Source organism: Bacillus sp. JJ1562 (assembly GCF_036962705.1).
GTDB lineage: Bacteria > Bacillota > Bacilli > Bacillales > Bacillaceae_L > Ferdinandcohnia.
The window spans coordinates 25,265-38,801 of the sequence record NZ_JBALOQ010000017.1; the positions used below are offsets into that span (position 1 = coordinate 25,265).

15 protein-coding genes are annotated in these 13,537 nt (G+C 38.9%); 2 read left to right on the top strand and 13 right to left on the bottom strand.

Going from position 1 to position 13,537, the window contains the following annotated elements:
- Positions 1 to 93: 93 nt before the first annotated feature.
- From V7097_RS10660 to V7097_RS10690, 7 genes are all read right to left on the bottom strand, one after another.
- Entirely contained in the window at positions 94 to 618 is a 525-nt protein-coding gene (locus V7097_RS10660) for a GNAT family N-acetyltransferase (RefSeq protein ID WP_335703596.1), read from the bottom strand.
- An 83-nt stretch (positions 619 to 701) separates the two neighbouring features.
- A complete protein-coding gene (locus V7097_RS10665; RefSeq protein WP_335703597.1) occupies positions 702 to 1,067 on the bottom strand; it encodes a phage holin family protein in 366 nt (121 codons plus the stop codon).
- Positions 1,067 to 1,267, bottom strand: coding sequence for a PspC domain-containing protein (locus V7097_RS10670; RefSeq protein WP_335703598.1), 201 nt, complete (start codon positions 1,265 to 1,267; stop codon positions 1,067 to 1,069). The genes V7097_RS10665 and V7097_RS10670 overlap by 1 nt, the downstream gene beginning before the upstream one ends.
- 10 nt (positions 1,268 to 1,277) lie before the next feature.
- On the bottom strand, positions 1,278 to 2,378 hold the full coding sequence (locus V7097_RS10675; protein WP_335703599.1) for a DUF4097 family beta strand repeat-containing protein: 1,101 nt from the start codon (positions 2,376 to 2,378) through the stop codon (positions 1,278 to 1,280).
- A 15-nt stretch (positions 2,379 to 2,393) separates the two neighbouring features.
- Entirely contained in the window at positions 2,394 to 2,708 is a 315-nt protein-coding gene (locus V7097_RS10680; protein ID WP_335703600.1) for a DUF4870 domain-containing protein, read from the bottom strand.
- A gap of 191 nt (positions 2,709 to 2,899) precedes the next feature.
- Positions 2,900 to 3,283 (bottom strand): hypothetical protein, encoded by a 384-nt coding sequence (locus V7097_RS10685; RefSeq protein ID WP_335703601.1) that lies wholly within the window; start codon positions 3,281 to 3,283, stop codon positions 2,900 to 2,902.
- A 114-nt stretch (positions 3,284 to 3,397) separates the two neighbouring features.
- Positions 3,398 to 4,150: a transposase gene (locus tag V7097_RS10690; protein ID WP_335703833.1), complete on the bottom strand. Its 753-nt coding sequence runs from the start codon at positions 4,148 to 4,150 to the stop codon at positions 3,398 to 3,400.
- Positions 4,151 to 4,486: 336 nt separating this feature from the next.
- Between V7097_RS10690 and V7097_RS10695 the strand changes: the two genes are divergently transcribed.
- Positions 4,487 to 4,804, top strand: a complete 318-nt coding sequence (locus V7097_RS10695; protein ID WP_335703602.1) for an NUDIX domain-containing protein — start codon at positions 4,487 to 4,489, stop codon at positions 4,802 to 4,804.
- Positions 4,805 to 4,830: 26 nt separating this feature from the next.
- Here V7097_RS10695 and V7097_RS10700 read toward each other — a convergent pair whose 3' ends face one another.
- The 3 genes from V7097_RS10700 to uvrB all read right to left on the bottom strand — a co-directional run bounded on the left by V7097_RS10700 (position 4,831) and on the right by uvrB (position 10,357).
- Complete coding sequence (locus tag V7097_RS10700) at positions 4,831 to 5,331, bottom strand: hypothetical protein (protein ID WP_335703603.1); 501 nt, start codon at positions 5,329 to 5,331, stop codon at positions 4,831 to 4,833.
- Between the two features lie 171 nt (positions 5,332 to 5,502).
- A complete protein-coding gene (gene uvrA, locus V7097_RS10705) occupies positions 5,503 to 8,370 on the bottom strand; it encodes an excinuclease ABC subunit UvrA (protein WP_335703604.1) in 2,868 nt (955 codons plus the stop codon).
- A gap of 7 nt (positions 8,371 to 8,377) precedes the next feature.
- Positions 8,378 to 10,357, bottom strand: a complete 1,980-nt coding sequence (gene uvrB, locus V7097_RS10710) for an excinuclease ABC subunit UvrB (RefSeq protein ID WP_335703605.1) — start codon at positions 10,355 to 10,357, stop codon at positions 8,378 to 8,380.
- 188 nt (positions 10,358 to 10,545) lie between these two features.
- Here uvrB and V7097_RS10715 point away from each other — a divergent pair, with 188 nt between their 5' ends.
- A complete protein-coding gene (locus V7097_RS10715) occupies positions 10,546 to 11,283 on the top strand; it encodes a hypothetical protein (RefSeq protein WP_335703606.1) in 738 nt (245 codons plus the stop codon).
- Positions 11,284 to 11,494: 211 nt separating this feature from the next.
- Here the strand turns inward: V7097_RS10715 and V7097_RS10720 are convergent, their stop codons facing one another.
- The 3 genes from V7097_RS10720 to V7097_RS10730 form a co-directional block, all read right to left on the bottom strand.
- Positions 11,495 to 11,722 (bottom strand): DUF2198 family protein, encoded by a 228-nt coding sequence (locus V7097_RS10720; RefSeq protein ID WP_335703607.1) that lies wholly within the window; start codon positions 11,720 to 11,722, stop codon positions 11,495 to 11,497.
- Between the two features lie 75 nt (positions 11,723 to 11,797).
- A complete protein-coding gene (locus tag V7097_RS10725) occupies positions 11,798 to 12,748 on the bottom strand; it encodes an ABC transporter substrate-binding protein (protein WP_335703608.1) in 951 nt (316 codons plus the stop codon).
- Positions 12,745 to 13,533: an ABC transporter ATP-binding protein gene (locus tag V7097_RS10730; protein ID WP_335703609.1), complete on the bottom strand. Its 789-nt coding sequence runs from the start codon at positions 13,531 to 13,533 to the stop codon at positions 12,745 to 12,747. The genes V7097_RS10725 and V7097_RS10730 overlap by 4 nt, the downstream gene beginning before the upstream one ends.
- Between the last annotated feature and the right edge of the window lie 4 nt (positions 13,534 to 13,537).

The window sequence follows — 13,537 nt, forward strand, 5'->3', positions numbered from 1 at the left end:
CAGATTGATTGAAAAACTAGTTGGATTTGTCTCCGAGAGGCGGGCTCAGAGACAGTTTGTATAAAAACTTTGGAGAATTGTCTTTGAGTAACTTCATATTAACAATGAGTAAACAATTGTATCATGCGCAACACCATTCTGGTACATATAGCCTCGTAACATACCTTCCTTTTCAAAGCCAAGCTTTGCCAATAAATCATTTGATGCTTTGTTCTCAAGAAAAACAACCGCACCAATACGGGTTAAACCAAGTTCGTTAAATCCATATGAGATCACTTTTGAAGCAGCCTCGGTAATATAGCCTTTTCTCCAGAATTGAGGGTGAAGTTCATACCCTATCTCCGCGCGCTTATGCTTAGGAGACCAGGCATTAAATCCAATTGTGCCAATGAACCCCTCTGTATTTTTTAATTCAATCGCCCATCTAATTCCACGCTTTTCTTTATAGTTTTTTGCAAAGAATTTAACAAACTGCTCTGCCTGTTTTAATTCGGTAATAGGATCCTGCCCGTAGTATCGTGTTACATCATGATTTGAAAAACAGTCAAAAATCCCTTGAGCATCACTATGTACAATTTCTCTTAATCTAAGTCGTTCGGTTTCTAGTATCGGAAACATTTATATACTCCTTTATCTATTTTGACTATATTTTTTCGATAAAAAACAGCGTAATCCTTCTGGACAACGCTGTTTTTTTAACATTATTTTTTCTTCTTCTCCTGAAGTGGCTCGACGATTACTTTTTGAATCAGTAGGTTTAGAATGGATATAATGACTGCTGCCAGTAATGCTGTGCCGAAGCCTTCGATGATGAAGGTATCGCCCATTAGGGATTGTGTTAGCATTAAGGTAATGGCATTGATGACGAATAAAAATAAACCTAATGATAGAACTGTTACAGGTAAGGTTAAGAGAATGAGAATGGGTTTGACGATTACATTTAAAATCGACAGGATGATACTTGCAATGACCGCTGCGCCAACACCTTCTAAATGAAAGGTGTCCACATAGCCTGCGACAACCATGAGTACGATGCTATTGACAATTATGCTAGCAAGCCATCTCATTATCTATGGACATCTCCTTCATTCGGCACAATAAATAACCAAACCAGATAAATAAGACCTAGAGAACCAACCCCTAAAATAAACCCAATTACCGCAAGAATTCGCAAAAGGGATGCATCGATTCCAGTGTAATCCGCAAGGCCTCCGAGCACGCCTCCGAGCATTCTATTTCGGGTAGAACGGTATAATTTCTTTTTCATATACAACACCTCAAAGTGGTTTTATCGTAATGGATCCTGTTTTCGTTTCAGCAAACAGATGAAGCTTTTGCGCTTTTTCTTCATTTGCCTTAAAGCGAAGTGACTTCTGAACAACCTCGTTTTTCTCCTCAATGATCGACATCATTGGAAGCTCAGACTTAAAATTGCCTAGATTGGATTTTAATTCCCCATCAACTTGGTAGTCATTGGCAACAAACATATCAATTCCGCCAGTTGTGGTTTTTACAAATGCAGTGTGGCAGACATCTCCTTGAAGGTCACATGTAATATTTCCGTTAAAGCTTTGGAGATCTACTTTTTCAAAAAGACCCGTAGCTGTTACTGTTCCGTTAATTGTTTCTGCTTCAAAATCCTTGCTCGTGATTTGATTTGCTTTGATGTGGCCATTTGCCGTTTCTACTTCTACTGAATCTGTGTCGAAGTTTGAAATGGTAATGGCACCATTTGCTGTTTTTGCACGGAATTCCTTTACTCGTAAATTATCCCCAAGTATAGGTCCGTTAAACATGCGCGCCTTAATGCTTTCGTAGTTTTCCTGCGGAACATAGATTTTCGCATGAACCTTCATTTGCTTTTTCTGAATCGATAGTCGAAGCGCACCATTTTCAATTGAGAATAGGACATCCTCTAAGAATGCTTTTCGCGCTCGTTCCTGGTTTTCAATATTGTATACTTTTGCTTCACATTCAACGCGAACATCCCGCTCTTCCCATGGAATAATGGTGATACTTCCGTTTGAAACGTCAAGGTCAAGCTTGGTAATATATACGTCCTTGTGTTGAAATATATGTTTCACTTCAACTGCGTTACCAAAATTAAAGTCGAGATCAAGGTCCTTAATTTTTTTCAGAGCAGTGTCGATAAAGTCCATAAATTTGTGTTTTGCAGAACCTTTATTTTCATACGTGTTCCGGTATTGCTGTTGCGATTGCTCGTACTGAACTTGAGTCGTGAGCTCAGTCTTGATTTCTTGGGCAGGGTCCCCTGACTGTTCTCCCGAATGTAGTTTTTCAATCAGAATGATGGCTTCCTCTGCTGTAAGTTTTCCTTCTTCAACTAGCTTTAAAATTCGTTTTTGTTCTTCTTTCATGAGTAAATTCCTCCTTTAAATTTCATCGTGAGCTAATACTTGAATTCCTTTTACAATATTGTAAATCACAATTCCAATGTTAATAATGGCTAACAGGATAAATACAAGCACCATGGCTGCTGCAAATATCTCCACCGACCATATAAAGAAAAACGGAATGATGATAAAAACGACAGTTGCTGCAGGAATAATATGTGAGATTAACGCATGCAAGGCATGCTTCTTAACTGCTGGATTTTGTACTAGAATATAAACTACAATTGGTAAAATAAACCCTGCAAAGAAAATACTAAAGTAACATAACGCTGCAATTAATTTATCCGTATTCACTCTACATCTCCCCTTCATACCTCTATATACGGAACCTACACAATAATGGTTTCAACATTTTATAAAAATAAGTCTGGAGTCTTAGATGGAACCAGAGGGACGGTTCTGTTGGTTCCCTTTGTTTTTATTTTTGCGAAGATTATGTAAGTTAGGGACCGAGAGAACCGTCCCCGTGGTCCCCAAATTGTTTCTCATTTTCTAGACTTTCTTTCTAGCAGTCCTTTAAAGTTTTCACGATAGTGCCAAGCTAGAATCCCTTCGAATATTGTAATTAAAATAGCTAATGGCAATAGTTCAGAATCTACAAAAATATGAAATGCTAAAATATTGACGATTAATCCAGCTAAAACAACTAAAGCCAATGGTACATACCTACGAATGATCAATAGGAATCCTGCAATGATTTCAACGCCCTTTTCCATGGCCAATAAATAGCCATCTCCCAAAAACTCCATTGCAGCTGGACTTGTTGGAGCAAAAGGCTCAAATCCAAATAACACAACATACCCATTTAATCCAGCTCCTAAAAAAATGGTTCCCAACAGAATTTCAATTATTCGAATCGTGATTTTCATTTTTGAGCTCCTTTTAGGAACCACGGGGACGGTTCCGGTGGTTCCTACAGAAGATTTTTAAAAATTCCAGGAATCTGAACCAAGAGAACCGTCCCCTTGGCACCCTTTGGCCGCCTATACTTTCAAAATCACTTTACGGCTAATTCCGGTAAGTCTAGCTATTTGTCTGGATGAGAGTCCATTTAATTTTAGACTTTTGATATGTTCGTCTCGTGTGTTGGGGTTTGTTATTTTTTGAAGGTCTAAGCAGTGGTCTACCTCGCAGATATTTTTGATGATTTGAATTGCTTTTTCATCTGTAAGTTTCTTTTTGTCATTGATATCTAGGTAATTTTCTTGGGACTCTTGCATGTGAAACTGTTTAAAATGGGTTAGCGCTATATTATTATTTGTATGAAACAATCCTAAAATAAAGTCCTTATCTATCATTCTAGACTTCCCTATATATTCACCATAGCTACTCCATAAGTAACTTGAAATATCTCCAACAATTCCTGCTTTTAAAGGATTTTGGTGGACATATCTAATTACATTTAATAAGTACGATAGGTCCTCGACCACCTCACTTTTAAATCTGTCTTGAAACAAATGTCCGTTTCGTTCATATTTTAGGTTGTACCAATATACAAAACTTGCACCAAAACGCCTCATAATACTTCCAATCTCCTCATCCCCTTCCTTTATAACTAGATGGACATGATTTCCCATTAAACAGTACGCATAAATTTCAAAACCACATCTATCTTTTAACCTTTTAAGGGTCTCTAAAAATTTTAATGAATCCTCTTCTTCCTCAAAAATTGTTTGACGATTAATCCCTCTTATAATGACGTGATAGACATTTGTTCCACTTTTTTTCCTAGCAATCCTAGGGCATAAACATCACCTCTTATTCAGATTTTTATATTTTTTTGGAATCAAAAACAATAAAGGGCGGGGGCACTGAAAACAGAATAGAATTAGCAGAAGAGGGAGATGGAGAATCTTACCAACTATATAGTATCATAATTAACTAGAAAAAACGTTGTCTAATTTCTTGGGAGGGACCACAGGGACGGTTCTTGTGGTCCGGGTGTTTTTTTAAAAAATCTGTTTAAGCTGGTACTTTGGAAGTTGAATGGTAATGGGGGATTCTAATGAGAGACAGAGGTTCAGTTGTATTGATAGAAGACAATAAGATTTGTCTTATCAAGAGGTTCAAGGATGACTTTTGTTTATTATGTATTTCCTGGTGGTGGGATAGAGATAGGAGAATCCCCTGAAGAATGCACATATGAAGAACTAGGGGTGAAAGTAAAGCTACATGAATGCATTGGAACCGTCGAATATAGTGGAAAACAATATTTTTTCCTATCAGAAATTATCGATGGCAAATTTGGAACAGGAATGGGAGATGAGTTCTCTGTAAATAATCGAAACAGAGGCTCATATACTCCAGTTTGGATTAGTCTAGAAGACCTTACATTCCTTGACGTAAGGCCAAAGCAAATTGCTTTAAAAGTAATATCCCTGTTCAAATGATAGATAGTGAAGTTACAAATTTAATTTCATCGTTTCCTCAATTCCCTTGCCAGAATTGACCGACGAAAGCCTTTTTGATGCATGAATTCTTTTATCTCTTCAACACTCATATAGGAAAGGCGAATGTGATAATAATTAATATGTTCAATAATAGCAAACCCATATAAGAATAGGTACCAATAAAGACCTTTTGAAAATGTAGCTTGATAGACAAGTATGGGTAAACCAATTACAAGTAATACAAGATTAATTAACTTGAAGATTCGAAAAGTCTCTAGTTGTTTGTTTGTCAAAGAAGAACGCTTGCCCTCCTTAACCCGCTTCCACTTCAAGTACCAATAATAACTTCCTTGGAATAAGATGAATTCTAATACGCTGAAAGCAAATATATGCGGAAAAGTAGTTAAATACTGATCAGACCATTTAAATGTAGGAATATAAAACAACCATAGAATTGGGAATAGAATGGCAGCCGCTAATTCCCCTGACCAAAGGCTAAATAATTTTTTCTGAGCTCTTTCTTTCATGGATATCACCTATCAGTATATTTATATAATGCTAAGGTTACCATAATTTGCCGATGAGAAGTTTATTAACAAACCCCTCTTTACAAAATATTTATTAAAAAAATCCCGATCTGCAGTTAAGCAAATCGAGATTTCACATGCAACGAACCACAAGAACCGTCCCCCTGGTTCCTAAACTGTTTCTTTTTCTTTGATCAATTCCTTCATGCGCTGGCGGTCGCGTTCAAGGACTGGTTTTAGGTAGTGGCCGGTGTGGGAGGCTTCAAGTTTTGAGATTTCTTCTGGTGTACCTGTTCCTACGATGGTACCGCCTTTGTCTCCGCCTTCTGGTCCAAGGTCAACGATATAATCTGCTGTTTTAATCACATCGATATTATGCTCGATTACAAGGACCGTATCGCCACTTTCTACAAGTCGTTGCAATACCTTTAGTAATCTTGAGATGTCATCCACATGTAGTCCAGTTGTAGGTTCATCTAGAATATAAAACGTCTTTCCATTGGATCGGCGATGCAATTCTGAAGCAAGCTTCACACGTTGCGCTTCTCCACCGGATAAGGTTGTAGCTGGTTGTCCTAATTTGACATAGCCTAACCCAACATCAAACAGAGTTTGTATTTTACGCTTGATTTTAGGGAGGTTTTCGAAGTACGAAACCGCCTCTTCAACTGTCATATCTAATATATCTGAGATGTTTTTATCTTTATATTTTACTTCTAAAGTTTCTCGATTATAGCGTTTTCCATGACAAACCTCACATGGAACATAAACATCTGGAAGGAAGTGCATTTCGATTTTAATAATTCCATCTCCACGGCAAGCTTCACAGCGGCCACCCTTCACATTGAAGCTAAAACGACCTTTTTTATAGCCTCTTACCTTTGCTTCATTTGTATTCGCAAACAAGTCGCGAATATCGTCAAACACCCCTGTGTAGGTCGCTGGATTCGAACGTGGTGTCCTACCAATCGGAGACTGATCGATATCAATAACCTTTTCTAAATGCTCAAGTCCCTTAATGGTTTTGTGTTCACCTGGCTTGCTTTTTGCACGGTTTAACTTTTGAGCAAGCGATTTATGAAGAATCTCATTCACTAATGTACTTTTACCTGAACCAGATACTCCAGTAACGGCAACGAACATACCTAGAGGAAACTTCACGGTTACATTCTTTAAGTTATTCTCCTTCGCTCCAACAACTTCGATAAAACGGCCATCCGGTTCTCTTCTTTCAACAGGAAGTGGAATAAACCTTTTACCTGATAGGTATTGACCGGTCAAGGAATTTGGATCCTCCATCACTTCATTTGGAGTTCCTGCTGAAATGATTTCTCCTCCATGGGTACCAGCCCCTGGGCCAATGTCGATTAAGTAATCTGCAGCAAGCATTGTATCTTCATCATGCTCTACCACAATTAATGTGTTACCAATTTCCCTCATGGCTTTTAATGTATCTATCAGTCGGTCATTGTCTCGTTGGTGTAGACCAATCGATGGCTCGTCTAAAATATAGAGAACACCTGTTAACCGTGAACCAATCTGGGTAGCAAGGCGAATCCGCTGTGCTTCACCACCAGACAAGGTCCCTGCAGCACGACTTAGCGTCAAATAATCAAGTCCCACATTGTCTAGGAAACCAAGTCGTTCCTTGATTTCTCTAAAAATAAGGTTTGCGATCTGCATATCCTTTTCAGAAAGCTCGATTTCTGAGAAAAACTCTAAAGACTCTTTAATTGAAAAATCTGTAATATGTGAAATATGTTTTCCAGAAATCAAAACTGCAAGGCTTTCCTTTTTCAAACGATGGCCTTTACAGGAAGGGCATGGCTTTTCACCCATGTATTTTTCCATTTGCTCCCGAATATAATCAGAGCTTGTTTCCTTGTAACGTCTCTCTACATTACGAAGAACGCCTTCAAATTGAATATAATTTTCACGAACCTGACCCCAATCGTTTTCATAATGGAAAAAGATTTCCTCACCATCACTTCCATATAAAACTTTATCCATTAAAGGCTTCGGGATGTCTTTTACTGGCATATCCATATCGATACCGAAATGGTTGCAAACCGCTTCAAGCAACTGCGGATAATATTGTGAGCTTGTTGGCTCCCACGGGGCAATCGCATGCTTTCGAAGTGACAAATCCCAATTTGGAATAACGAGATCAGGATCGACCTCAAGCTTACTACCTAATCCATCACAATCAGGGCAAGCCCCAAATGGACTGTTGAAGGAGAACATTCTTGGCTCAAGTTCGCCAATCGAAAAGCCACAGATTGGGCAGGAGTGAAGTTCACTAAATAAAAGCTCCTCTTCCCCCATTACATCAATGATGACCCTTCCTCCCGCAAGACGAAGTGCTGCTTCAAGTGAGTCAGCTAGTCTTGTAGTTACACCCTCTTTTACGACAATACGGTCAACAACAACCTCGATTGAATGCTTTTTATTTTTTTCAAGCTCAATGTCATCAGAAAGCTCTAACATTTCCCCATCTACGCGAATCCTTACATAGCCCTGTTTCTTAATATCCTCTAAAACCTTTACATGAGCTCCCTTGCGTCCTGATATAACAGGAGCAAGTACTTGAAGCTTTGTACGTTCAGGATATTCTAAAATTCGGTCGACCATTTGCTCAATGGTTTGTGAGGTAATTTCGATACCGTGATTTGGACAAATCGGTTTACCTACGCGCGCATATAATAAACGTAAATAATCATAAATTTCCGTAACCGTTCCAACTGTTGATCTTGGGTTACGGCTTGTTGTTTTTTGGTCGATTGAAATCGCAGGGGAAAGTCCCTCGATTGAATCGACATCTGGTTTATCCATTTGTCCTAAAAATTGACGTGCATATGCAGAGAGGGACTCGACATAGCGTCGTTGTCCTTCCGCATAAATAGTGTCAAACGCAAGGGAAGACTTACCTGAACCCGAGAGACCTGTAACCACAACCAATTTATCTCTTGGAATCGTAATGTCTATATTTTTTAAATTATTCGCCCGTGCGCCTTTCACAACGATTTTATCTAATACCATGGTACTGTCATCCTTCCGCTTTTAACTCCAAAATTAAATCACGTAATTCAGCTGCCCGTTCGAAATTAAGTGCTTTTGCTGCTTCTTTCATTTCTTTTTCCATGTCAGCTATCACTTTATCGCGTTCCTTCTTCGATAATCCAGTTAACTTAGGTGCTGCTTCATAGTTTTCAGTACTTTCAGCTGCTTGTGTGGCACGGATTACATCACGGATTTCTTTTTGGATCGTCTGTGGGGTAATACCATGCTTATTGTTATATTCCTCTTGAATCTCACGACGGCGTTTCGTTTCATTAATCGCGATTTCCATTGAATTTGTCATCTTATCCGCATACATGATGACTCTACCATTTGCATTTCTTGCTGCCCGACCAATCGTCTGGATAAGTGATCGCTCTGAGCGTAGGAACCCTTCCTTATCTGCATCAAGAATCGCAACAAGTGAAACCTCTGGAATATCTAATCCTTCACGGAGTAAGTTAATTCCAACAAGGACATCATATTTACCCATTCTTAGATCGCGAATAATTTCAATCCGTTCAAGAGTTTTAATTTCTGAGTGTAAATAATTCACCTTAATCCCAATATCCTTCAGATAGTCCGTTAAATCCTCAGACATTTTTTTCGTTAAGGTTGTAATCAGAACACGTTCATTTTTATTCACGCGGTCTTGGATTTCTCCTAATAAATCATCAATTTGACCTTGAATTGGTCGAACATCAATAATCGGATCAAGTAGTCCGGTTGGACGAATGATTTGTTGAACCATTTCATCGGTATGTTCAATTTCGTATGGTCCAGGAGTCGCTGAAACATTTATGATTTGATTAATATGCTTTTCGAATTCTTCAAAACGCAATGGACGGTTATCCATTGCGGAAGGAAGTCTGAAACCATGATCGACCAGTACTTTTTTTCTCGCTTGGTCACCATTAAACATCCCTCGAATTTGCGGTAAGGTTACGTGGGACTCATCGATGACAATCAGTAAATCCTCAGGAAAATAATCCATTAATGTATATGGTGTTGAACCTGATGGTCGTAATGTTAGATGACGTGAGTAGTTTTCAATTCCTGAACAAAAGCCCATTTCACGCATCATTTCAAGGTCATAATTTGTCCGTTGTTCAAGTCTTTGTGCTTGAAGCAATTGGCCATCTTCACGGAACTCTGCTAACCGTTCCTCAAGCTCCGCCTCAATATTTTTAATCGCAATTTGCATTTTTTCATCACGGGTTACGAAGTGGGATGCCGGGAAAATTGCGACATGTTCACGTTCGCCAAGAATCTCACCCGTTAAAGCATCAACTTCGCGAATTCGGTCAATTTCATCACCAAAAAACTCGACGCGAATACAGTGCTCATCACGTGAGGCTGGGAAAATTTCAACTACGTCCCCTCTGACACGGAAGGTTCCGCGATGAAAGTTGATGTCATTTCGTTCATATTGAACATCCACTAGTTTATGTAAAAGCTCATTACGCTCGATTTCCATTCCAGTTCGGAGGGAAACAACGAGTTCCCTATATTCCTCTGGAGAACCCAAGCCATAAATGCACGATACACTGGCAATGATGATGACATCACGTCGTTCAAAAAGCGAAGATGTAGCAGAGTGACGTAATTTGTCAATTTCATCATTGACGCTTGAGTCTTTTTCGATATATGTATCAGAGGAGGGTACATACGCTTCCGGCTGGAAGTAATCATAGTAACTGACAAAATATTCAACAGCGTTATTTGGAAAGAATTCTTTAAACTCACTGTAAAGCTGTCCAGCCAATGTTTTATTATGCGCAATAATCAAGGTTGGTCGATTCACTTCTTTAATCACATTTGAGATCGTAAAAGTTTTCCCTGTACCAGTCGCTCCTAGCAAGGTCTGATATTTTTTCCCCGCTTTGATTCCATCCACAAGTTCTTTTATTGCTCCCGGTTGGTCACCCTGTGGGGAATATTTCGAAACTAATTCAAATTGATCCTTCACATGCAATCCTCCAATCCATCATTTCGTTTTATGTAGATTTTCACTGACTTTTTCTCGATAGAAACATTGTACCACAAACTGTCATAAAACAAACAAAAATACGAACTGATATTCGTTTTTTTATTTAAGTATTTTTGGTTTTAAGCATGTTATAATTTGGAAAAATACTTTTAACTGAGAGGTATTATATGAAAAAAAGGTGTGGAATCCTTATTCTCGTTTTCGTATTGGGATTTTTAGTTTCGTGCAACAACAAGTCTGGCACATTTGGATCCAGTCAAACTAAAGGTTGCCCAAATGGCGAAATTATTGAATGGGTTGAAGTGCTGATGATTAATGATATAAAGTATCAGCATCATTTTCCTGATTCTACAGATGAACAAAGCTTGATTTCAATTGAAAAAGGAGAAGAGCTTGGAAAGGTTACTTTCATGATGGATGAGCATGCATGCAGTAATCACGTAATGGGTAACGGAGATGCTGCTTATCTGCCTAAAGGAACTTCAATTTATGAGGTAAAAGGATACCCTGCCTCCTTCATTGTAACTGCGAGTGATGATGTGTATGTTGTTGACGAAAATAAGAAAGCAAAAACAGCCGGGGAGCTTTACCCACTCGATGGATTGGTAAAGAATATTCATATCGAAAGCACTGAGGATGGAAGTCGTCTGCATACTTTTTCAGAAGCATCAAAGGAACAATTTATTAAAGCTTGGTATCAGCTTGAACTTGATGACCCTTATATTTTACATTTTACTGGAAATTCCGAAGGTAAACGTGCTTTTTTAGAAATTGAGCTAAATAACGGGGTTAGCTTTCGGCAGCTTTACTGGATGGATTCAAACACCTTTCATAATGGGGCAATTGGGAACGATGTGATTAAATCAGTGATTGTTTCCGAGTTTGAGAAATTGGAGGAGAATTGAAGGACTTTTCGCTGCGACACCACAGGCAAAGAGTCCTTCATAAGACTGATGAAGGACTCTTCGGAGCGTTATCAAAGGCAAATGATCCTTCATCACCTCGATGAAGGATTTTCCGAAGCAATACCAAGAGCAAATGGTCCTTCATAACCCCGATGAAGACTTTCCGGAGCAACAGCTAAGTTCAAGAGTCCTACATAACCAATGAAAGCTTTTATTTCTCCGCTCTCTCCCCCATCTTTCTCGCATACAAGAATCCCACTACGAGCGAGATGATATCCGCAATGATGATAAAAATGGAATCCGCGTATCCTTTATATATGGACGCAGCGATTAGAGCAACTGCAAGTAATAATCCCACATAAAAATTATAGGTTACCCTTGTAAAGAAAACGACGAGTACACCCGGAAGGATGAGCGCCAGTAATAGTTTCAATAGCATTAAATTCGTGTCCTTTCAACATTTTCATAGTTTTACTATAGCAAAACTCTTAAAGTAAAACACCATTTAACCCTGCTATTTAAACAACTCCGGATAGAACCCTCCTGCAAGTGTTTCCACCGCATACGCCATTCGGTTTCCTGGCAATACGCTCTCTAGTGTAATGACGACAAAGTTTTCATTTTTTACACTTTCAAGCTGTGAAAGGGCAGGGTCGTTTTTGATGTCATTTATTTTTTGCTCAATCGACGGTGCATCATAGTCGTGAATCAAGATTACATCAGGCTGCCTAGCGAGTACCTCTTCGTAGCTAACAGTGGTCCATTGTTTGTCCGCAATATCGTCAAATATATTACGTCCGCCTGCAAGCTCAATCAATAGCGTTTCAAAATTCGTACCACCCGCTGTGAAGACGCCGTTTCCACCACTGTCGTATATTAAAACATCCACTGGTTCCTGACCGACCAACTTTTCCTCCACTTCAGCAATACGTTTCTTCTGCTCGGCAACAAATGCTTCCGCCCGATCTTCAACCTCAAAAATTTTACCGAGGTCGAGGATTTCCTGATAGATTTCTTCCAATGAAGTTGCCTTGTTCATATACACCTTGATTCCATAGCTCTCAAGCTCATCAAGGTCCAGACCTTCACTTCCAAATTCCCAATCGATACCGTAAATAAAATCGGCTCCACTTGTTAATACAGCTTCCCTTGTAGCAGAACCGTATGTGAGCTCAGGGATATTATCATAGTCCTCCGCGAATTCTGGTAAAGCACCGCGGCTATGATTGTCCAAGCTATTTCCGATCACATAATCAGAGAGTCCTAATGCGATAAACAATTCGGTCGCATTCGGTCCTAAAGTTAACACCTTTGCAGGCTTTTCGGTAATTTCTACTTCCCTACCATAATTATCAATAGTAAGAGAATCCTCGGTTTGTTTTGAAGTTGTGTCCTCTTTCTCAGCCCCACATCCTGCTAATACCAACATAAGAATCCCAGTTACAAGCAAAACTAGTTTTTTCATTTATTTTCTCCTTCTAGTAAACTCATGGGTAAATAAGTGATCGCTACCTTTTTAGTAACCGGATGAATTGTCACATCTGATCTTACCCCGTAAATCTTGTAAATCGATTCAGGAGTTAACACATCTCTAGGAGTTCCTGCCATCAACATTCTTCCATCCTTGACAACATATAATCGGTCACAGTAAAGAGCAGCTAGATTTAAATCATGAATGGCTGATAAAACGGTAACCCCCAACCCTTTAATTAAATCAAAAATTTGCAGCTGATGCTGGATATCAAGGTGGTTTGTTGGCTCATCTAAAAGCAACAAATCAGTTTGCTGTGCTAGTACTCTTCCTAGCAGAACACGTTGCTTTTCCCCACCTGAGAGATTGCTATAATTTCGTTTTTCCATTTCTGTCATCCCAATTTGCTTGATGGCATCAGCAACAATCTCTTTGTCTTTTGTACTATCCCCGTCAAAAAAACCTTTGTATGGGCTTCTCCCCATAGCAACGATCTCTTCTACCTTAAAGTCAAACGGAACTACATTTTCCTGTCCGACTACCCCAATTTTTTTCGCTGCCTTTTTTGGGTTCAATTTAAAAATATTTTCTCCTTCTAAAAAAGCAACACCCGAATCGGGTTTGAGAGCACGATAAATATTTTTTATTAAGGTTGATTTTCCACTTCCATTAGGCCCAATGATTCCTACAAACTCACCTTCAGAGACATGTAGATTCATATCTTCAATAATCAGTTTTTCATTCAGTGAAAAGTTTATATTCTCTACCTGTAGTTTCAATTTT